Here is a 20,654-nt window from a genome sequence, read left to right on the forward strand (position 1 = left end):
GGACGGGGGGAGCGCTGCCGCGCATTTCCATGGAAACACGGCGCTGAGTGACCGCAACCCGGCGGCGCCGGCTACTCGGTGACGTCCACGCGTTGTGGGTGGCCGGGCGCCGCACCAGCACAGCGCCTCAGCCTGGAGCGTTGAACGCGGTCAACCCGGCTGAGGGTGCGGCGCTTCGGGGCGTTCGGCTCCCCGGCGGGAGGTGCCGACGGGCCCGCGCCCGCGGCCTTGCCCACGAAGCGCTGCTGGACGGCCTCGCGCAGCAGTCGGCTCGCCCCGGCGACGGTGGCCGGGCACGGCCCGGGCACTGATGGCAGACGTCTCTCAGGCTCGCATGCCGCCGTCGACCCGCAGGACCGTGCCGGTGACATAGGAGGAGCGGTCGCTGAGGAGCCAGGCGGCGGCCTGGGCTATCTCTTCCGGATCGGCGGCGCGGCCCAACGGGGTGTGCGCGTTGAGCTGTTCGATGATGCCGGGTGACTTCTCATCCCACTCGTGCAGCATCTCGGTGAGCGTGGTGCCGGGCGCGATGGCGTTGACACGGATGCCCTCCGGGCCGTATGTGGCGGCTGCCGACGCGGTGAGGCTGTTGACTGCCCGCTTCACCGCGCCGTAGACGGGCAGTTGGGGATTGGCCATCAGGCTGCCGACGCTGGATGTGTTGACAATGGCTCCCCGCTTCGCGGTGGCGCGGATGGCCGCGATCTCGGCGGTCATGGCCAGCCATGGGCCCTTGAGGTTGACGGCGCAGACATGGTCGAAGTCGGCCTCCGCCAGCCGGTCCATCGGGCCCGGCGGCTGACCCGTCGCACCGTTGTTGAAGGCCACGTCGAGCCGGCCGTACAGCTCCACGCTCCGGTCGACGGCGGCACGGATGCCGGCCGGGTCGGCCAGGTCGCACACCACATAGTCCGCGGTGCCGCCGGCCGTCCGGATCTCCTCGACCACTGCTGTGAGACTGGCCTCCGTGCGGGCCGCCAGGAGAACCCGGGCGCCTTCCCGGGCGAACAGCCGCGCTGCCGCGGCGCCGATGCCCCGGCTGGCGCCGGCGATAAAGGCGACCTTGTCGGTCAGCAGCCCTGAGGTCGGGATGGACGTGATCGCTGTGTTGTTCATGCCGACCAGCCTGGGCCCGGAAGTCCCGCTCAGCCAGGCCCCGGCAGTACCTGGCTGAGCACCTCGGCGCCCGCGCACACTGGGGAGGTGGATCGACGAATGCGACGAGAGCTTGGCGACTTCCTGCGCAGCAGGCGCGAACGCATCACCCCCGCCGACGTGGGGCTGCCCGCCGGAGCGCGCCGCCGCACTCCGGGACTGCGTCGCGAGGAGGTGGCACAGCTGGCCTTTATCTCGCCCGACTACTACACGCGACTGGAGCAGGCCCGCGCGCCACACCCCTCCCGGGAGGTGCTGGCCCAACTCGCCCGCGCGCTGCGCCTGTCGGACGCCGAGCGCGACCACCTTCACCTCCTCGCCGGTGCCCCGCCCTGCCCTGCCCCCGGACCTTCGCGGGAGGTACGGCAGAGCATCATCGACCTGCTGCAGCGGCTGCCGGAGGCCGCGGCGATCGTCATGTCCGCGACGTACGAGGTCATTGCCTGGAACGACCTGGCCGCCGCCCTGATGGAGGACTTCTCCGCCCTGTCACGCCGGGACCGGAACCTCGTCCGACGCGCCTTCCTCGGCCCGTACCGGCACAGCCGACGGCTGTACGGCGTCTCGGACGCGGACGAGTTCGCCCGGACCTCGGCCCAGCACCTGCGCGCGGCCGCGGCCCGCTACCCCAACGACCCGGAGGTGACCGGTCTGGTCGAGGAACTCCTCGCCGGCAGCGAAGAGTTCGCCCGGCTCTGGGCCACCCATGATGTGACCGCCCGGCCCACCCTCTGCAAGACCTTCGAGCACCCCCTCGTCGGCCCCGTCGCCGTCAGCTGCGACGTCCTGGATATCGCCGACCGGGACCAGCAAGTCGTCATTTACACCGCCACCCCCGGTTCGCCGTCGGCAGAGGCGCTGCGGCTGCTGTCCGTCATCGGCACCCAGCGGATGGACGTTCCCGACCGCTGTGGCGGGGCAGCGCCTGATCCACTCTCCCCTGGGCGAGTACCCGGCGGACAGGCATCGCCGAAAGCCGGTCCGGCCAAGGTGGCCCGCCACGCGAGATACGGCATCCCCGCCGGCGTCGGCCGTCTCGAGCCGCCGACGGCGGATACCCCCGGCCAGGCTAGGCGTGGTTGACCGGGAGGACGTCCGGGGAGAGAGCGCCGGCATGGGCGGAGGCGGACGTCATATGGCGGCGGTGGTGGCGGCGGCAGAGGACCTCGTAACCGACCTCGGCGACGGCCTGGTTGACGTCGCCGACGACGACCTGTTCACCCTCGACGACCATCGCGCCCCCGACCGTGCGGGCGTTGTGGGTGGCGCGGGCGCCGCACCAGCACAGGGCCTCGACCTGGAGCTGCTCGAGCCGGTCGGCCAGCTCGATCAGCCGCTGTGAGCCAGGAAAGAGCTTGGTGCGGAAGTCGGTGGTGATACCGAAGGCGAAGACGTCCATTTCAAGGTCGTCGACGATGCGGGCGAGCTGGTCGATCTGGTCCGGGGCCAGGAACTGGGCCTCGTCCACGATCACGTAATCCGCCTTGCCGCCCGCCGAGAGTTCCCGGACCAGGTACGCGTACACGTCCATGGTGTCGGTGACCTCGACCGCTTCCGTGACCAGGCCCAGCCGGGACGAGAGCCTGCCCTCGCCCGCCCGGTCCTGCCGGGTGAAGATCACACCCACCAGACCACGAGCCGAGCGGTTGTGCGCGATTTGAAGCGCCAGAGTTGACTTTCCGCAGTCCATGGTTCCGGAAAAGAACACCAGCTCGGGCATGGGAAGGCCAACGCCTTTCGTACAGAGGGGAATTGGGACCGCTTCAGGAGCGTACTTCGAGCAGGGGCACCAGTTGCTCGACGGGGGTCATCGAACCGTGCAGTCCGACCATGGCCGACTCATTGGGCTCGGTCTCGGTGGCCACGATGGCGATGTCGTCCCGCGCAGCGGCGACCACATCGCCGATCCTGCCGTGCACCCGGTCGTCGACGCCCTGGCCGGGCGGCCCGAACCAGCCCGCCTCGATGGCCTCGTCCCGCCCCGCGACCCACATTTGCTCGCCGAGCACCTCGCGCCACACGGTCAGCACATCCTCGGCGGCCCCGGGCACGGCGTACACATGACGGGCCCGCGCCTCCCCGCCCAGCAGGGCGACCCCGGCACGCAACTCCCAGTCCTCGTCGAAGTCGATGCGCGCCTCGGGAGTGAAGGGAATGTCGATCATGCCGTGGTCGGCGGTGATGTACAGCGCGGAACGGGGCGGCAGTTGCTCGGCCAGCCGTCGGGCGAGCAGGTCCACATACATCAACTGCCCGCGCCATTCCTCGGAGTTCACGCCGAAGCGGTGGCCCTTGCCGTCGACCTCGCTGTAGTAGGTGTAGACCAGGGTGCGGTCGGCGGCACCCAGCCGCTCGGCGGCCAGGTCCATCCGTTCCTCGCCGGAGAGCCGGCCGTGGAAGGTGCCGCCGCTGAGCGCGATCTTCGTCAGCGGGGTGTGCTGGAAGTCGGGCGCGGAGACCTGGCAGGTGCTGACCCCGGCGGCGTCCGCCAGCTGGAAGACGGTCGGGTAGGGCTGCCAGACATGCGGATCGGTCCACGGCCGCCAGCGCAGCTGGTTCATCAGCGCCCCGGTGGCCGGGTCGGCGACGGTATAGCCGGGCAGGCCGTGCACCCCCGGCGGCAGCCCGGTGCCCACCGAGGCCAGTGAGGTCGCGGTGGTGGAGGGGAAACCGGCGGTCAGTGGTGCTCCGGTGCCGTTGAGCGAGCTGCCCAGCAGCGAGTGCAGGAACGGCGCCTCGGCCGGGTGGGCGCGCAGCAGCTCCCAGCCCAGGCCGTCGATCAGAAAGACGCAGACCCGGTCGGCGGGCGCCAGCTCCAGGCCGGAGGCCAGACCGGGGACGCCCAGGCCGGCCGCCACCGAGGGCAGCAGATCGGCCAGCGAGCCGGTGCCATAGCGCGGCAGCGGCGCGGAGCGGGGGTCCAGCGGAGCGGGCTCGGGCCAGGCCGAACCCGCGGTGAGGGGATGGGACATCAGCGGGCGGTCGCCTCGGAGAGCGCCTGGGCGAAGGCCAGGGACTGCCGGACGCTGTCCGGGCCGTCGCCCGCCTCGCTCACCCGGAGGCTGAGGTCATCGGCGGTGGAGGAGCCGGTGTAGCCGTGGTCCGCGTCGCAGTTGGGGTCGCCGCAGGCGGCCGGCTCCAGGTCGATCCGGGACACCGCGCCCCAGCCGATGGTCAGCACCACCTCACGGGGCAGGGTGCCCGGGGTGTAGGACTCGGGGTTGGCCACCACCCGGCTGAGCACCACGGAGGAGATCCGGTCCAGCTTCACCGACTCGGTGGAGGTGGTGGCGTACGGGGAGGGAGAGGTGTTGTCGGCCGCCTGCTCATCGGTGTGGCTGACGATGAACCGGGTGCCGGTGAGCACCAGGACCGTCACATGGCGGCGGACCTCGTTGGAGTCGAAGGTGGTCTCCTGGTGGACCAGGTACGACGCGACCGGCTCGCCGCCCACGGCCGCCTCCACGGCCTCGGCCACGAGGGCCGGGTAGTAGCCGCTGCGCTCGATCGCCGCGCGCAGCCCCTGGGTCGTCGTACCGGTCTTCGCCATACGCCCATCCTACGGGGCGTACGGAGTCCGGCCGCCGCCCGTGCCATGCCCGGACGGCCTCGGTGGACGGCCGGTGGACGCTCAGTGGACGGGCCGGGGCGGACGGACTCGGGCGGACGGGCCCGGCAGGAGGGCCTGGGCAGGACGGCCTCAGTAGGAGGGCAGGCTGCGCGGGCCCAGGTCGCTGCGCGGCGGGGGCGGTGCCAGCCGGATGGCGGCGCCCAGCACATGGACGCCATGCTGGGCGACGATCACCGGCTCCAGGTCCGCGCCCACCACCTCGGGGTGGTCGTCCACCAGCCGGGAGACGCGCAGCAGCAGCTCCTCCAGCGCCGGGGTGTCCACCGGGGCGGAGCCGCGCCAGCCGAACAGCAGCGGTGCGGTGCGCACGGCGCGCACCATCTCGGCGGCGTCCTGGTCGGTGGCCGGGATCAGACGGTGCGCGGTGTCGCCCAGCAGCAGGGAAGGGGCTCCGGCCAGCCCGAAGGTGAGCACCGCCCCGGCCGCCGGGTCGATCGCGGCCCGTACCACCGTGTCCACCCCGCGCGGCGCCATCGACTGGACCACCAGCCGGGTCTCCGAGGGCTTGCCCAGCAGCTCGGTCAACTCGGTGTAGGCACGCAGCAGTTCGGCCTCGCCGCCCAGGTCCAGGCGGACGCCGCCGAGGTCGGCGCGGTGGCGCAGGTGCGGCGCGGTGGGCTTGAGGGCCACCGGGAAGCCCAGGCGGTGGGCGGCGGCCAGCGCGGCGTCCGGGTCGGGGGCCGGCAGGGCGGGCAGCACGGCGATGCCATAGCGGGCCAGCAGGCGCTGGGTGTCGGCGGCGGAGAGGGTGACCGCGCTGGGCCCGGTGGCGCCATGCGCCCGGAGCAGGACCTCGATGTCCTCGGCGGCGCCCGCCCGGTCGATGTCGGGGAACTCGGGGACCCGGCCGGGGTTCTCCTCGGTGTGGCGGCGCCAGGCGGCATACCGGACGGCCTCGCCGAGCGCGCGCACCGCCCGTTCGGCGGCCGGATAGGCGGGCAGCCGGACGGCGGGGCCGGGGGCGGCCAATGCCTCGGCCAGGCCGGGGGTCTCCAGGTGCACCACACAGACCGGCTTGGCGGTGCCGGCCTCGGCGACCGCCCCGCGCAGCGCGGCCGCCAGCTCCGCGGGAGGGGATCCGTCCACCCAGGGGATGGCGGTGACCACCACGGCGTCACAGCCCTGGTCGGCCAGGGCCCGGCCGACGGCGGTGCGGAACTCGTCCGGACTGGCGGCGGTGGTCAGGTCCTGCGGCCGCAGCGGGCGCAGGCCGCCGGAGAGACAGGCGTCATAGCTGAGCAGGTTGAGGGACTCGGAGTTGCCCAGGATGGCGATCCGGCCGCCGGCCGGCAGCGGCTGGGTGGCCAACAGCAGCCCGGTGTCGGCGAGTTCGGTGACCGTGTCCACCCGGCTGACGCCGGCCTGGCGCAGCAGGTCCGAGACGGTGGCGTCGGGGATGCGGATGGTGGGCACGGCGTGCCCGGCGGGGGCGGCGCCGCCGTGCCGGGCGCCCTTGACCACCACCACCGGCTTGCGTGCGGCGGTGCGTTTGGCGAGGCGGGTGAACTTCCTTGGGTTGCCGATGGATTCGAGGTACATCAGCACCACATCGGTGGCCGGGTCGTCATGCCAGTGCTGGAGGAAGTCATTGCCGGAGACATCGGCGCGGTTGCCGGTCGATACAAAGGTGGACACTCCGGCCAGTCCGGCGCCGCGGCGGTGCAGTTCGGACAGCAGGGCTATGCCGATGGCGCCGGACTGGCTGAACAGGCCGATCGGTCCGGGGGCGGGCAACTGGGGGGAGAGCGAGGCGTTGAGGCGGATGCCCCGGTCGGTGTTGATCAGTCCAAAGGAGTTGGGGCCGATGACCCGCATGCCGTGCGAGCGGGCCTGGCGGACCAGTTCGCGCTGGCGCTCGCGCCCGCCGGGTCCGCTCTCGGCGTAACCGGCGGTGAGCACCACCAGCCCCTGGACGCCGTGTTCGCCGCAGTCGGCGACCACCGAGGGCACCTGGGCGGCCGGGACGGCCAGCACGGCCAGGTCGATGGGCCCGTCGATGTCGCGGACCGAGCGGTGGGCGGGCACACCCTCCGGGTCGAGTACCGAAGTGCCTTCGGGGAAGGCGTGGTTGACGGCGTGCACCCGTCCGGTGAAGCCGCCCGCGAGCAGATTGCGCAGCACCGTGCGCCCCATGCCGCCCTCCCGGCGGCCGGTGCCGATCACGGCCACCGAGCCGGGGGTGATCAGGCGCTGTACGGAACGGGCCTCGGCGCGTTGCTCGCGGGCCCGCTGAACGTCCAGGGATCGGCCGGTGGGCTCCAGGTCGAGCTCCAGGCGGACCACGCCGTCCTCGAAGCTGCGCTTCTGGGTGTAGCCGGCATCCGTGAACACCTTGATCATCTTGGTGTTCGCGGGCAGCACCTCGGCGGCGAACCGCCGGATGCCGCGCTCCCGGGCCACGGCCGCGATGTGTTCCAGCAGCACCGAGGCCACGCCGCGGCCCTGATGGGCGTCCTGCACCAGAAAGGCCACCTCGGCCTCCTCGGGACCCACCCGGTCGTAGCGCACGGTGGCGATGAACTCGCCGCCCACGGTGGCGGCCAGCCCGACCCGGTCGACGTAGTCGTGGTGGGTGAAGCGGTGCAGGTCACGGTCGGAGAGCCGGGGGTAGGGGGCGAAGAAGCGGTAGTACTTCGACTCGTCCGAGACCTGCTCATAGAAGTCGGCCAGCCGCCGGACATCCTCGGCGGTGATGGGACGGATCTGCGCGGTGCCGCCGTCGCGCAGGACGACATCGGCTTCCCAGTGGGCCGGGTAGGCATGCTCGGGCGGCGTCTGCATGGGGTCAGCGTACGGCCGGGCGCCGACACCCGCGCCGGGCCGTACGGCCCTTCGCCGAGCACCATCCGGCCCATGCAACAATGGTCTAGACAACCAATGACGACTTGAAGGGCACCACCATGGTTGAGCGCCGCGTAAACGTCGGCTGGACCGAGGGCCTGCACGCCCGCCCGGCGTCGATCTTCGTCCGTGCGGCGACGGCCGCCGGCGTTCCGGTGACGATCGCCAAGGCCGGCGGCAACCCGGTCAACGCCGCCTCCATGCTGGCCGTGCTGGGCCTGGGCGCCCAGGGTGGCGAGGAGATCGTGCTGGCCAGCGAGTCGGACGACGCCGAGGCCGCGCTCGACCGCCTGGCGAAGCTGGTCGCCGAGGGGCTGGAGGAGCTCCCGGAGACCGTCTGAACCACCGCGGACGACATGACGAGGCCGCGGCGGCCCGGAATGAACAGGGCCGCGGCGGCCTCGCTGTTTTCCTCCGGCCGGAGCGGCCGCCCGGCCGGGAACCGCCACAATTCCCGGCCGGTCTGCTCCAAGGAATAGCGCCCGTTTGTTAAGGGCGAGCGCTCACTGTGTTTACGGGGCGTTTCCGGTGTGAATCTCCGTGCGGGCCGGCCGGCGGCACCGGGCGCCACAGCCGGAATTCACCGGGAAAGCGTCCGGCCCGTGCGGCGGCGAGTTCCCGGGCGCGTTCCGCGTCTCTTCTGACCACCGCGTCCACCAGTGCCCCGTGCGTCTCCCAAGTCTCCACCGGACGGGCCGGCGGCTCCGCGGCGTACACCCAGGCGATCTTGCGCCGGAGCTGGGTGAGCAGCGCCGCCAGGCTGGGGCTGCCACAGGCCTGGGCCAGGGTCTCGTCGAACCAGTCGGCCAGCTGACACAGCTCGCCGGTGCGTCCCGTGCGGGCCCGCTCCCGGCCGATCCTCACCAGCCCCCGCAGCACCTTCAGATGCGCCTCGGTGCGGCGCTGGGCGGCCCGGGCGGCGCCCAGCGGCTCCAGCAGGGCGCGCACCTCCAGCAGATCGGCCGCCTCGGCCCGGGTGGGCTCGGCCACCCAGGCGCCGGCGTGCCGGCGGGTGACCACAAAGCCCTCCGAGGCCAGGGTGCGCAGGGCCTCGCGTACCGGCACCCGGGAGACCCCGTATCGGCGGGCCAGCAGGTCCTCGATCAGCCTGCTGCCGGGCGGGAAAGCGCCGGAGACGATGTCATCGCGGATGGCCGTGCACACCGCCTGCGAGGAAATGCCGCGGCCGTCGTGCACCGCTTCGCCGGCACCGCTCACCTACGGTCTCGCATGGACGTACCTCCGAATTGCCCTGGCCGAATGCGATCGACTCTATGGCAATGCGGAGTGATTTCCGATGGCTCCGCGGATTCCGGGGCGTCTTTTCGGCCAACGGCCGGGCCGGGCAGGCTAGATGGCCACGCCGTGGGCGCGCAGATAGGCCACCGGGTCGATGTCCGAACCGTAGTTGGGGGTGGTCCGGGCCTCGAAGTGCAGGTGCGGGCCGGTGACATTGCCGGTGGCACCGGACAGGCCGATCTGCTGGCCCGGGGTCACCGTCTGGCCGACCGTCACATCGATGGAGGAGAGGTGGCCGTACTGGGTGTAGGTGCCATCGGCCATCTGGATGACGATGTTGTTGCCGTAGGCGCCGCCCCAGCCGGCCTCGACCACGGTGCCGGCGCCCACCGCGTGCACCGAGGTGCCGCTCTCGGCGTGGAAGTCCACGCCGGTGTGGCTGCCGGAGGACCACAGGCCGCTGCTGGCCTTGTAGCCGGTGGAGACATACGAGCCCTCGATGGGCAGCACAAAGGTGTTGAGGCGCTTGCGCTCCTCGTCGCGGGCGGCGCGCTCCTTGACGGCACGCTCGGCCTCCGCCTTGCGCTTGGCCTCGTCCGCATGCTTCTTGATCTGGGCGGCCTGCCGCTTGGCGTCCGCGGCGGCCTGGTCCTTGGCGGCGTCGGCGTGCTGGGTGGCGGCCTGGGCGCCCAGGTTGTCCGCCATGTCGTCGGTCATCACCACGGCCTTGGTCAGGCCGGTGTCCTCCAGCTGGTGGGCGTCACCGGCGGAGGCGAAGGCGGGGGCGGCGACCCCGGCCACCACACCGGTGGCGGCGAGGGTGGCTATGCCCGCCGCGTTGGCGCCGGCTCGCACGGCACGGCTGGGACGACGGTGCTTCCCGGTGGGGCGGGTGAACGCCATGGGTGCGGGGTGTTCCTTTCCTTCCCTCTCGCCTACCGGGTTAGCTGACGGGTTCGGAGCAGGAAGGTCTCCTACGGAACCCTCCGGAGAGGGGCCCGATTCACCCCAGGGAACGGTGGTTCCCCGGCTCCCCTGGCTCGCGCCGTACGGGGACTCGGCGATGGCTGCCCGGGGCCGCGGGTGCGGCTCCATGCGACGGACTGCCGCCTTGAAGCTAATCGGCGTCAGATTCGATGGGCAAACGGAAGGACGTTTTCGTGACGCACGCCACAGTCACCAAGCGCAACCGCGGCGGTGAAACGGACATAGGTGAGGTGCGCCGGCCCAACCGGCCGCACGCACCTCACCTTTGACCGCCTTCTGACGCTTCATCAGGAAGCGAGCACGGTCACCTCTCCGATGCCCAGCGCCCGGACCGGCTCGGCGATCTCCGAGGCGTCACCCACCAGCACGGTCACCAGGCGGTCCGACGGGAAGGCGCTGACCACGGCCGCGGTGGCCTCCACGGTGCCGGTCTGCGCCAGGCGTTCGTAGAGGTGCCCCTGGAAGTCGTCGGGCAGGTGCTGCTCGACCTGGTCGGCCAGGGTGCCGGCCACGGCGGCCGCCGTCTCGTACTTCAGCGGGGCCACGCCCACCAGGTTCTGCACCGCGACATCCCGCTCGGCGTCGGTGAGGCCCTCGGCGGCCAGGGTGCGCAGCACCGTCCACAGATCGGCCAGTGCCGGGCCGGTGTTGGGGGTGTCCACCGAGCCGCTGATGGCGAGCATCGAGGCGCCGGTGGCACCCTCCGCGGGCGGCGCGGAGCGCAGCACCTGGGCGAAGGCTCGCACCCCGTAGGTGTAGCCCTTCTCCTCGCGCAGCACCTTGTCCAGCCGGGAGGTCAGGGTGCCGCCCAGGCAGTAGGTGCCCAGCACCTGGGCCGGCCAGACGCTGTCGTGCCGGTCGGCGCCGATGCGGCCGATGAGCAGCTGGGTCTGCACCGCGCCGGGGCGGTCGACGATCAGCACCCGGCCGGTGTCGTCGGCGGTGACAGGCGGGACCGGCCGGGGCTCGGCGCCGGCGCCGGTCCAGGCGCCCAGCGAGTCGGCCAGCGCCTGGTCCAGGTCGACGCCGGTGAAGTCACCGACCACCACCACGGTGGTGGTGGCGGGGCGGACATGGGCCTCGTAGAAGGCCCGTACCGAGGCGGCGTCGATGCGGGCCACGGTCTCCTCGGTGCCCTGGCGCGGCCGGGACATCCGGGAGTCGGCGGGGAACAGCTCGGCGGACAGCGCCATGGCCGCCCGGCGGGCGGGGTTGGCCAGCTCGTGCGGGATCTCGTCCAGCCGGTTGTTGACCAGGCGCTCGATCTCGTTGTCCGGGAAGGCGGGAGCGCGCAGGGCGTCGGCGAGCAGGCCGAGCGCCTTGGACAGCCGGGAGGCCGGCACCTCCAGCGAGACCCGCACCGCCGGGTGGTCGGCATGCGCGTCCAGGGTGGCGCCGCAGCGCTCCAGCTCGGCGGTGAAGTCCTCGGCGCTGAGCTTGTCGGTGCCCTCGGAGAAGGCCCGCGCCATGATGGTGGCCACGCCCTCCAGGCCCTGGGGCTCGGCGTCCAGCGGGGCCGCCAGGCTGACCTCGACCGCGATCACCTGCTGGCCGGGGCGGTGGCAGCGCAGCACGGTCAGCCCATTGGACAGCGTGCCGCGCTCGGGGGCCGGGAAGTCCCACGGGGTGGCGGTGCCCGGCTGCGGCTGGGGGTGGAACTCCATCGAGGGGCCGGCGGTGTTCTCGGCTACGGCGTCGCTCACTGGGCCGTCTCCTCTTCCTCTGCGTTCTCGTCGGCGGCGTCTTCGGGGGCGACCGGCTCGTACACCAGCACGGCGCGGTTCTCGGGGTGCAGCCGGGCCTTGGCGACCGCCCGCACCTCCTCCGGGGTGATCTCCAGGATCCGCTGGACGGCGGTCAGCGCCAGCTGGGGGTCGCCGAACAGCACCGCGTACCGGCACAGTTCATCGGCCCGGCCACTGACCGTGGCCAGCCGGTCCAGCCACTCGCGCTCCAACTGGGCCTGGGCGCGCTCCATTTCCTGCGAGCTGGGGCCCTCCAGGGCGAAGCGGGCCAGCTCCTCGTCGACCGCGGCCTCGATCCGCTCCACCTCGGCCCCGGCCGAGGCCTTGACATCCAGCCAGCCCAGCGAGGGGGCGCCGGCCAGGCGCAGCATCCCGAAACCGGCCGCCACGGCGGTGCGGTCATGGCGGACCAGGCGGTTGTGCAGCCGGGAGGACTCCCCGCCGCCCAGGATGGTCAGCGCCAGATCGGCGGCGTCGGCCTCACGGCCGCCGTCGTGCGGCAGCCGGTAGGCGGCCATCAGCGCGCGGGAGGGCACCTCCTCGCGCACCACCTCGCGCAGCTGCTCGCCGATGGTCTCCGGCAGGCTGCCGTCGCGCGGCGGCAGCTTGCGCTCATGCGCCGGGATGGAGCCGAAGTACTTCTCGATCCAGGCCAGGGTCTGCTCGGGGTCGATGTCACCGACCACGGCGAGCACGGCGTTGCCCGGCGCGTAGTAGGTGCGGAAGAACTCGCGGGCGTCCTCGAGCGAGGTGGCGTCCAGGTCGGCCATGGAGCCGATCGGGGTGTGATGGTAGGGGTGACCGTCCGGGTAGGCCAGGCCGGTCAGCCGCTCGAAGGCCGTGCCGTAGGGGACGTTGTCATAGCGCTGGCGGCGCTCGTTCTTCACCACATCGCGCTGGTTCTCCATGGACTCCTCGTCCAGCGCGGTCAGCAGCGAGCCCATCCGGTCGGCCTCCAGCCAGAGGGCCAGTTCCAGCTGGTGGGCGGGCATGGTCTCGAAGTAGTTGGTGCGCTCGAAGCTGGTGGTGCCGTTGAGCGAACCGCCGGCGCCCTGCACCAGCTCGAAATGGCCATTGCCCTTGACCTGCGCCGAGCCCTGGAACATCAGGTGCTCGAAGAGGTGGGCCAGGCCGGTGCGGCCCTTGACCTCGTGCCGCGAACCGACGTCGTACCAGAGGCAGACCGCGGCGACCGGCGTCTGGTGGTCTTCGGAGAGCACCACCCGCAGGCCATTGGCCAGGCGGTGCTCAGTCGCTTTCAGGCCGCCGGTGCCGGCCTGTTGCGTGGCCGTGTGACCCATGGGCATGTACGTCCCTTCGATCGCTGGTGTCCCGTGATGACGCGCGCATGGCGCGCGAGAGGAGAACTGCTGTCACTGTATGCAAGCGCACTGACATCCCGCGAAGTTCCCGGGGGCCCCGGGCGGCCCGGTGGACGGGTCAGTGGTCGGTGTTGTCGGTGGGGCGGTCCACAATGGTCCGCGTCAGTCCCCCCACTCTGGCAATCGAATCGAAGGAGCAGCAGCCGCGATGGCCCGCCGCAGCACGAAGACCCCGCCGCCGGAAGAGTTCGAGGAGCGCATCCTCGACATCGACGTCGTCGACGAGATGCAGGGCTCCTTCCTCGAGTACGCCTACTCGGTCATCTACTCGCGTGCCCTGCCCGACGCCCGGGACGGCCTCAAGCCCGTTCAGCGCCGGATCATCTACCAGATGAACGAGATGGGGCTGCGCCCCGACCGGGGCTATGTGAAGTGCGCCCGGGTGGTCGGCGAGGTGATGGGCAAGCTCCACCCGCACGGCGACGCCTCGATCTACGACGCCCTGGTGCGCATGGCGCAGCCCTTCTCCATGCGAGTGCCGCTGGTGGACGGGCACGGCAACTTCGGCTCGCTGGGCAATGACGACCCGCCCGCGGCCATGCGGTACACCGAGGCCCGGATGGACGCGGCGACCTCGCTGATGACCGAGTCCATCGACGAGGACACGGTCGACTTCACCCCCAACTACGACGGCAGCGAGCAGGAGCCGGTGGCCCTGCCGGCCGCCTACCCCAACCTGCTGGTCAACGGCTCCTCCGGGATCGCGGTGGGCATGGCGACCAATATGCCGCCGCACAACCTGGGCGAGGTCATCGCCGCCGCCCGGCACCTGATCAAGCACCCGGCCGCCGACCTCGACACCCTGATGCGGTTCATCCCGGGCCCCGACCTGCCCACCGGCGGCCGGATCGTGGGACTGAGCGGCATCCGGGACGCCTATGAGACGGGCCGTGGCACCTTCAAGATCCGTGCCACCGTCTCGGTGGAGAACGTCACCGCCCGCCGCAAGGGCCTGGTGGTCACCGAACTGCCCTTCACGGTCGGTCCGGAGAAGGTGATCTCCAAGATCAAGGACCTGGTCGGCGCCAAGAAGCTGCAGGGCATCGCCGATGTGAAGGACCTCACCGACCGTGCCCATGGCCTGCGCCTGGTCATCGAGGTGAAGAACGGCTTCAACCCGGAGGCCGTGCTGGAGCAGCTCTACAAGCTGACGCCGATGGAGGAGTCCTTCGGCATCAACAATGTGGCGCTGGTGGACGGACAGCCGCTGACCCTGGGCCTGAAGGAGCTGCTGGAGGTCTATGTCGACCACCGCTTCGAGGTGGTGCGGCGGCGCAGCGAGTTCCGGCGCGGCAAGCGGCGCAACCGGCTGCACCTGGTCGAGGGTCTGCTGGTGGCACTGGTGGACATCGACGAGGTCATCAGAATCATTCGATCGAGTGAGAACGCGGCGGCCGCCAAGGAGTCACTCGTCGAGCGGTTCTCGCTCTCGGAGGTGCAGACCCAGTACATCCTCGACACCCCGCTGCGCCGGCTCACCAAGTTCGACCGGCTGGAGCTGGAGTCGGAGCGGGACAAGCTCAACCAGGAGATCGAGGAGCTGACCCGGATCCTGGAGTCCGACGCGGAGCTGCGCAAGCTGGTCTCCGGCGAACTGGCCGCGGTCGCCAAGCAGTTCGGTACCGAGCGGCGCACGGTACTGCTGGAGTCGGCCCCCGCCACGGTCTCCGCTGTGCCGCTGAAGGTGGCCGACGACCCCTGCCGGGTGCTGCTCTCCTCCACCGGGCTGCTGGCGCGTACCGCCGGGGTGGAGCCCTTCGACTACGCCACCGAGGCCAGGCGCGCCAAGCATGATGTGATCGTCTCGGCGGTGCCGGCCACCGCGCTGGGCGAGGTGGGCGTGGTGACCTCGGCCGGGCGGCTGCTGCGGCTGCGGGTGATCGACCTGCCGCAGCTTCCGGAGACGGCGTCCGCGCCCAATCTGACCGGCGGCGCGCCCGCTCTGGAGTTCCTCTCGCTGACCGAGGGCGAGCGGGTGGTCTGCCTGACCACCCTGGATGAGTCCTCACCGGGCCTGGCGATCGGCACCGAGCAGGGCGTGGTCAAGCGGGTGGTCCCGGACTACCCAGCCAACAAGGACGAGTTGGAGGTCATCGCCCTCAAGTCCGGTGACTCCATCGTGGGCGCGGTGGAGCTGCGCACCGGCGAGGAGGACCTGGTCTTCATCACCGATGACGCCCAGCTGCTGCGCTACCAGGCAGCACAGGTGCGGCCGCAGGGCCGCCCGGCGGGCGGCATGGCGGGCATCAAGCTGTCAGCCGGGGCCAAGGTGATCTCCTTCGCCGCCGTCGACCCGGCCCAGGACGCCATGGTGTTCACCGTCGCCGGTGCGGCCGGCGGACTGCCGGGCGCGGCCTCCCAGGGCTCGGCGAAGCTGACCCCCTTCGACCAGTACCCGCGCAAGGGGCGGGCCACCGGCGGGGTGCGCTGCCAGCGCTTCCTCAAGGGCGAGGACTGCCTGGTGCTGGCCTGGACCGGCGCCACTCCGGCCCGTGCCGCCAATGCCACCGGTGCCCCCACCGAGCTCCCGGAGCCCGACCCGCGCCGTGACGGTTCGGGCACGGCACTGCCGAAGCCGGTGTCCGTGGTGGCCGGCCCGGTGTAGTCCCGGCTCCTGGTGTGGGGGCTCGCGCCCTCACACCAGGCGGCCGACGCCCACGCGGCGAAGCCGTACCAGCCCCCGCGCCCCTTATGCGGCGCGATCACCCCTGCGCATACCGCAGCACCCCCCACATGCCGCGCTCATCCGCCTCCCCGGCCTCCTCCGCCCGGCAGGCCGCCAGCCCCTCCCGCAAAGCGGAGGCGTCAACTCCGCTGCCGATCAGCACCAGTTGGGTACAGCGCCGCTCGGAACGCCCCCACGCCGAGGGGTAGAACCGCAGGAAGTCCCCCACCGCGTGCAGCGCGAACTTCTGCCGGTGCCCGGCTATGCCGAAATGAACAAAGCCCTTGATCCGGTAGAGCCCCCCGGGCCGGCGGTCGAGAAAGTCCATCAGCCGCCGTGGGTGCATCGGCTCCTCGGAGACGAACTCCACACTCTGGTACGCCGCGTGCAGATGCCCCTCATGCTCCCGCCGCTCCACGCACAGATCCTCGAAGGACAACTGCCGTACTGCCGCGAGCCGTTCCTCCCTGGGCCGCCGGTCGAAGAGCAGCTCGGGATCGACGCGGCCGTACTCCGCGGCGACCACCGGTGTCCCGGGTGCCAGCCGGGCGAGCGTGCCCAGCAGCGCGGCCCGCTGCTCCTCCCCCACCCGGTCCGCCTTGTTGAGCACCACCAGGTCGGCGATGCCCAGATGCCGGTCGAGCTCCGGATGGCGGGACCGGGTGTCCGGGAACTCGGCCGCGTCCACCACCTCGATCAGCCCGCCGTAGACGATCCGCCGGTTCTCGCTGGCGAGGATCATCCGCACCAGCTCCTGCGGCTCGGCCAGCCCGCTGGCCTCCACCACGATCACATCGATGCGCGCCGCCGGACGCGCCAACCGCTCCAGGAATCCGTCCAGTTCGCCGGCGTCCACGGCGCAGCACAGGCAGCCATTGCCCAGCGACACCATGGAGTCCACCTGGCCGGCCACGCTCATGGCGTCGATCTCGATGCTGCCGAAGTCATTGACGACCACCCCGACGCGGCTGCCCCCGCTGTTGCCCAGCAGATGGTTGAGCAGCGTGGTCTTGCCCGACCCGAGGAATCCCGCCAGCACGATGACCGGGATCTGTCGCTTGGCCAAGGGGGCGCCTCCTTCGTCCGTCGAGCGTGCTCAAGGATAGGCGGCACCCCTGACAACAAGGCGGCGTATGCCGGGGCCCCCGGGTCAGGTTAGGCTCGCCTATGTGAGCATGTGCGCGACCGCTTCCCGAGAGCTGACCGAGCCCGTGGCGGGCACCGCCGCCACCGCGCGGACCTGGCTGCTGATCGAACAGCCCGGGCCCTGGGGCGCCGACGCGCTCGCCTCCAGTCATATCGACCCGGAGACCGCCCGGGCGCTGGACGCCGGGACCAAGGGCACGGGCGTCCGGGTCGCCCTGATCCGCCGCCCCGGGCGGCATGCCGACTGCCACCGCCCCGCCAGCCGGCGGATCTTTGTCGCCCACACCGCCCCCGGGCGCTCCTGGATCCGCGCCACATCGGCCGATGATCTCGCCGCGCTGCCCGCGCTGGACTTCGCGGCCCTGGGCGCCGGCGACCACGACGGCCTCTGGGAGCCGTACACCGGAGACCCGCTGGCCCTGGTGTGCACCAATGGCAAGCGCGACCGGTGCTGCGCCCTGCTGGGCCGCCCGCTGGCCGCCGAGCTGGCCGCCACCGGGGCGGTGGATGTCTGGGAGATCACCCATATCGGCGGCCACCGCTTCGCCCCCACCCTGCTGGTGCTGCCCTATGGCTACGCCTATGGGCGGGCCACGGCGCCCGGGGTGAAGGAGGCGCTGGAGGCCGCCCGCCGGGGCCGGATGGTGACCGCCGACTGCCGGGGCCGGTCCTGCTGGGAGCGCCCGGCCCAGGCCGCCGAGCTGGCGGTCCGCCGGCTCACCGGGGAACGCGCCGCGGACGCCCTGGACGTCACCGGCACCGAGGGTGCGGCGCCCCGCTGGACGGTGACCGTGGCCCACGCCGACGGCCGCTCCTGGCGGGTGGTGGTCGAGCAGGGCACCGCCGGGCCGCCCCGGCCGGAGAGCTGCGGCAAGGCGCCCGCCACTCCGGCCCGGATGGATGTGATCTGCGTCACCCCGCTTTCTTGACGAACTCGGTGGTGTAGGTCTTCTCCAGATTCACCTTGGCGCCCTTGAGCGCCGGGTTGAAGGACTTGAGAACCTCATGGACGGTCTGCGGCCCGCCCTCCGGCATCACCCCGTCCTTGGTGAACATCGGCAGGGAGTTGGCCACCGCCTGGACATAGAGGTCCTTGCCGCCGCCCTTGGCGTAGTCCGGCGGCATCTTGGCGGCGATCTGCTCCGCCTTGTGCTGCGAGATCCATTTGAGGCCCTTCACCAGGGCGTTGGCCAGCTTCTGGACGGCATCCCGGTGCCCCTCCACCCAACTGGTGTTCATATAGAGGCTGGAGGAGGGGTAGAGCCCGCCGAGCGCGGCCTTGGAGCCCTCTGGGGTGCGCATATCGAGGATGACCTTGCCGGCGCCCTTGGCCAGGACCTGTCCCACCGTCGGGTCGGTGGTCATGCCGCCGTCTATGGAGCCGCGCTGCAGCGCGGAGATGAAGGTCTGGCCGGCGCCCACCGACACCGGGGTGAAGTCACTGGTGTTCACGCCGTTCTTGACCGCCAGGTACTTGGTCAGGAAGTCGGTGGAGGAGCCCAGTCCGGTGACCCCCAGCTTCTTGCCCTTGAAGTCCTTGGGTGAAGTCAGCTCCGTGGCGGCCTTGTTGGAGACCACCTCCACCTCACCCGGCGTCTGTCCCAGCTGTACCACCGACTCCACCTGCTTGCCCTTGGCCTGCAGGTCGAGGGTGTGGTCATAGAAGCCGACGGCGCCCTGGACATCGCCGGAGACCAGCGCGGTGGCGGCCTGCACCCCGGCCGGCTCGGTCAGCAGCTTGACCGAGACACCCTCCTGCTGGAAGTAGCCCAGCCGTTCGGTGAGCATCATCGGCAGATAGATCACCTTGTCCAGGCCGCCGACCATGATGGTCACGGTGTCCCCCTTGGCCGCCTCATTGGCCTTGGCCGACTCCGAGTTGGAGGAGGAGTCGTCGGCACAGCCGGCGAGCGCTAGACACAGCGCCCCGGCGGCCGTCAGCGCGCGGACTCTGGTGAACGTGCCGAACGTACGCATCTGCGGTTCCTATCGGTTCAGAGATCACGAGTCGGGGGGTGTGACTGCGGTGGGGGCCGGTTCAGCGGCTGCCGTCCGGGTGCCCGGACTTCCAGCGGAAGAGGCGCTTCTCCACGAAGGTCAGCAGCCCCTCCGCCAGCAGCGCGACGGCGGCCAGGATGGCCATCCCGGCATAGACGCCGGCCGGGTTGAAGTTGTTCTGGGCGGTGTAGACCAGGAGTCCGAGACCCTTGCTGGCGCCGAGGTACTCGCCGACGATGGCGCCGATCAGGGCGAAGCCGAAGCTGATGTGCAGACTGGTGAAGATCCAGGAAGTGGCAGAGGGAACCACCACTTGGAGGGTGACCTTCCGGTTACTGGCGCCCAGGACACGGGCGTTGGCCACCAGATTGCGGTCAACCTCCCGGGCGCCCTGGAAGGCGTTGAAGAAGACCGGGAAGAACACCAGCACCACCGCCGAGGCCACCTTGGAGGCCGGCCCCAGGCCGAACCAGAGCAGGAAGATGGGCGCCAGCACAATGCGCGGCAGTGCGTTGAGCACCTTGATGAACGGCCCCACCACCTCGGCCAGGAAGGGCATCCGGCCGAAGGCGATGCCGAGCACCACCCCGGCCGCCACCCCGATCACCCAGCCCTGCAGGGCCTCTTGGAGGGTGCACCAGATCTGTTCGCCGAGTGAGCCCTGGGCGGTGCCGTGCAGCGTCCACTGCTTGAGCTGGTCCCAGATCTTCGAGGGCATCGAGAAGTTGAAGGGATCGATGACCTTGGTGCGGGCCAGCACTTCCCAGGCCACCAGCAGTCCGGCCAGCAACAGCACCCGGGCGGCGAGCACCAGCAGACGGCGGTTACGGGCGGCGCGCGCCCTGGCCGCCGTACGGCCGCCCGCCCGCTGCCGCACGGCCGGTACGGTGACGGTCTCAGGCGACATGGGAGGCCCCCCTCTCCCTGGTGATACGGACCTCTTCGCCCAGCGCGGACCAGATCTCGCGGTAGATCTCGATGAACCGCGCCTCCAGGCGCACCGATTCCACCCGGCGCGGCCGGGGCAGGGCGATGGGGAACACCTGCTTGACGGTGGCGGGCCCGGCGGTCATCACCACCACCCTGTCGGCCAGGGCGATGGCCTCCTCCAGGTCATGGGTGACAAAGACCACGGAGGCCCTGGACCGTCCGTCCCGCGCACCGCCCCACAGCTCCAGCAGTTCGTCCGACATCAGCGCCCGGGTCTGGACGTCCAGCGCCGAGAACGGCTCGTCCATCAGCAGAATGGCCGGATCGTTGACAAAGGTCTGGGCGAGGGCCACCCGCTTGCGCTGGCCGCCGGAGAGCTGATGGGGGTAGCGGTCGGCGAAGGCCGCCAGTCCCACCCGGTGCAGCCAGTCCCGGGCCCGCTTCCTGGCCTCCGCCTTGGGCACGCCGCGAAAGCGGGGGCCCGCCATCACATTGGACAGCACGGTCCGCCAGGGGAAGACGGCGTCCTGCTGGAAGACAAAGCCGACCTGGGGATGGATGCCGTCCACCGGCCGGCCGCCGATCAGCACCTCACCCTCGGTGGGCTCCTCCAGGCCGCTCACCAGGGTGAGCGTGGTCGATTTGCCGCAGCCGGTCGGCCCCACGACCGCCACGAACTCCCCCTGCCCCACGGTGAGATCGAGCTCGCGCACCGCCGTGTGCGCGGCACCCGACGGCGTTCTGAACACCTTGCTCGCACCGCGCAGCTCAATCGCCGGGGTCCCGCCCGGTGGTGTGTCGTTGGTCATCCATCGCCTCCGCTAGCGGCTCTTCGGCTCCGCGGCCCTGTGCGGAACGCCGGTGGTGGAGGTTAGGAGTTGCCTACGACGCGTGGGCAGTCTTGTGCGCGCTGTGTGACTTGAGTGCACGAACCC

The 20,654-nt window shown here is 71.4% G+C and carries 16 protein-coding genes, 1 pseudogene and 1 riboswitch; of the genes and pseudogenes, 4 read left to right on the forward strand and 13 right to left on the reverse strand.

Annotation, left to right across the window (positions count from 1 at the left end; genetic code table 11):
• Positions 1–324 precede the first annotated feature (324 nt).
• Positions 325–1,116 carry an SDR family NAD(P)-dependent oxidoreductase gene (locus ACIHFE_RS10630; RefSeq protein WP_400105462.1) on the reverse strand — a complete coding sequence of 264 codons (792 nt, stop codon included), beginning with the start codon at positions 1,114–1,116 and terminating at the stop codon, positions 325–327.
• A gap of 99 nt (positions 1,117–1,215) precedes the next feature.
• Between ACIHFE_RS10630 and ACIHFE_RS10635 the strand changes: the two are divergent.
• Positions 1,216–2,058 (forward strand): annotated as a pseudogene (locus tag ACIHFE_RS10635) (helix-turn-helix transcriptional regulator); the annotation flags it as partial.
• Positions 2,059–2,224: 166 nt separating this feature from the next.
• Here the strand turns inward: ACIHFE_RS10635 and ACIHFE_RS10640 are convergent.
• From ACIHFE_RS10640 to ACIHFE_RS10655, 4 genes are all read right to left on the reverse strand, one after another.
• Positions 2,225–2,875, reverse strand: coding sequence for a thymidine kinase (locus ACIHFE_RS10640; RefSeq protein WP_400105463.1), 651 nt, complete (start codon positions 2,873–2,875; stop codon positions 2,225–2,227).
• A 43-nt stretch (positions 2,876–2,918) separates the two neighbouring features.
• Entirely contained in the window at positions 2,919–4,127 is a 1,209-nt protein-coding gene (locus ACIHFE_RS10645; protein WP_400105464.1) for an alkaline phosphatase family protein, read from the reverse strand.
• Positions 4,127–4,705, reverse strand: coding sequence for a DUF5998 family protein (locus ACIHFE_RS10650; protein WP_400105465.1), 579 nt, complete (start codon positions 4,703–4,705; stop codon positions 4,127–4,129). The genes ACIHFE_RS10645 and ACIHFE_RS10650 overlap by 1 nt, the downstream gene beginning before the upstream one ends.
• Before the next feature lie 150 nt (positions 4,706–4,855).
• On the reverse strand, positions 4,856–7,567 hold the full coding sequence (locus ACIHFE_RS10655) for a GNAT family N-acetyltransferase (protein WP_400105466.1): 2,712 nt from the start codon (positions 7,565–7,567) through the stop codon (positions 4,856–4,858).
• Between the two features lie 119 nt (positions 7,568–7,686).
• Here ACIHFE_RS10655 and ACIHFE_RS10660 point away from each other — a divergent pair, with 119 nt between their 5' ends.
• Positions 7,687–7,968 carry an HPr family phosphocarrier protein gene (locus tag ACIHFE_RS10660; RefSeq protein WP_400105467.1) on the forward strand — a complete coding sequence of 94 codons (282 nt, stop codon included), beginning with the start codon at positions 7,687–7,689 and terminating at the stop codon, positions 7,966–7,968.
• Between the two features lie 148 nt (positions 7,969–8,116).
• Here the strand turns inward: ACIHFE_RS10660 and ACIHFE_RS10665 are convergent, their stop codons facing one another.
• The 4 genes from ACIHFE_RS10665 to ACIHFE_RS10680 all read right to left on the reverse strand — a co-directional run bounded on the left by ACIHFE_RS10665 (position 8,117) and on the right by ACIHFE_RS10680 (position 12,899).
• Entirely contained in the window at positions 8,117–8,845 is a 729-nt protein-coding gene (locus ACIHFE_RS10665; protein WP_400105468.1) for a GntR family transcriptional regulator, read from the reverse strand.
• A gap of 132 nt (positions 8,846–8,977) precedes the next feature.
• Positions 8,978–9,769 carry a M23 family metallopeptidase gene (locus tag ACIHFE_RS10670; RefSeq protein ID WP_400105469.1) on the reverse strand — a complete coding sequence of 264 codons (792 nt, stop codon included), beginning with the start codon at positions 9,767–9,769 and terminating at the stop codon, positions 8,978–8,980.
• Positions 9,770–9,783: 14 nt separating this feature from the next.
• A riboswitch (cyclic di-AMP (ydaO/yuaA leader) is annotated at positions 9,784–9,939 on the reverse strand.
• Positions 9,940–10,140: 201 nt separating this feature from the next.
• On the reverse strand, positions 10,141–11,517 hold the full coding sequence (locus ACIHFE_RS10675; RefSeq protein ID WP_400105593.1) for a M16 family metallopeptidase: 1,377 nt from the start codon (positions 11,515–11,517) through the stop codon (positions 10,141–10,143).
• 35 nt (positions 11,518–11,552) lie between these two features.
• The gene (locus ACIHFE_RS10680) at positions 11,553–12,899 is read right to left on the reverse strand and encodes a M16 family metallopeptidase (RefSeq protein WP_400105594.1); all 1,347 of its coding nucleotides are present in this window, start codon (positions 12,897–12,899) and stop codon (positions 11,553–11,555) included.
• A gap of 229 nt (positions 12,900–13,128) precedes the next feature.
• Between ACIHFE_RS10680 and ACIHFE_RS10685 the strand changes: the two genes are divergently transcribed.
• Positions 13,129–15,585, forward strand: a complete 2,457-nt coding sequence (locus tag ACIHFE_RS10685) for a DNA topoisomerase (ATP-hydrolyzing) subunit A (protein WP_400105470.1) — start codon at positions 13,129–13,131, stop codon at positions 15,583–15,585.
• Positions 15,586–15,682: 97 nt separating this feature from the next.
• Here the strand turns inward: ACIHFE_RS10685 and ACIHFE_RS10690 are convergent, their stop codons facing one another.
• Entirely contained in the window at positions 15,683–16,711 is a 1,029-nt protein-coding gene (locus tag ACIHFE_RS10690; protein ID WP_400105471.1) for a CobW family GTP-binding protein, read from the reverse strand.
• A 103-nt stretch (positions 16,712–16,814) separates the two neighbouring features.
• On the opposite strand from ACIHFE_RS10690, the gene ACIHFE_RS10695 reads away from it, so the two are divergent.
• Positions 16,815–17,720, forward strand: coding sequence for a sucrase ferredoxin (locus ACIHFE_RS10695; RefSeq protein ID WP_400105472.1), 906 nt, complete (start codon positions 16,815–16,817; stop codon positions 17,718–17,720).
• Here ACIHFE_RS10695 and ACIHFE_RS10700 read toward each other — a convergent pair.
• The 3 genes from ACIHFE_RS10700 to ACIHFE_RS10710 all read right to left on the reverse strand — a co-directional run bounded on the left by ACIHFE_RS10700 (position 17,704) and on the right by ACIHFE_RS10710 (position 20,528).
• Positions 17,704–18,768, reverse strand: coding sequence for an ABC transporter substrate-binding protein (locus ACIHFE_RS10700; RefSeq protein ID WP_400105473.1), 1,065 nt, complete (start codon positions 18,766–18,768; stop codon positions 17,704–17,706). The two genes, ACIHFE_RS10695 and ACIHFE_RS10700, sit on opposite strands and share 17 nt — an antisense overlap.
• 61 nt (positions 18,769–18,829) lie before the next feature.
• A complete protein-coding gene (locus ACIHFE_RS10705; RefSeq protein ID WP_400105474.1) occupies positions 18,830–19,696 on the reverse strand; it encodes an ABC transporter permease in 867 nt (288 codons plus the stop codon).
• On the reverse strand, positions 19,686–20,528 hold the full coding sequence (locus ACIHFE_RS10710; protein WP_400105475.1) for an ABC transporter ATP-binding protein: 843 nt from the start codon (positions 20,526–20,528) through the stop codon (positions 19,686–19,688). The genes ACIHFE_RS10705 and ACIHFE_RS10710 overlap by 11 nt, the downstream gene beginning before the upstream one ends.
• Positions 20,529–20,654: the final 126 nt, after the last annotated feature.

The sequence above is a fragment of the Streptomyces sp. NPDC052396 genome (assembly GCF_044593195.1).
Lineage (GTDB): Bacteria > Actinomycetota > Actinomycetes > Streptomycetales > Streptomycetaceae > Streptomyces.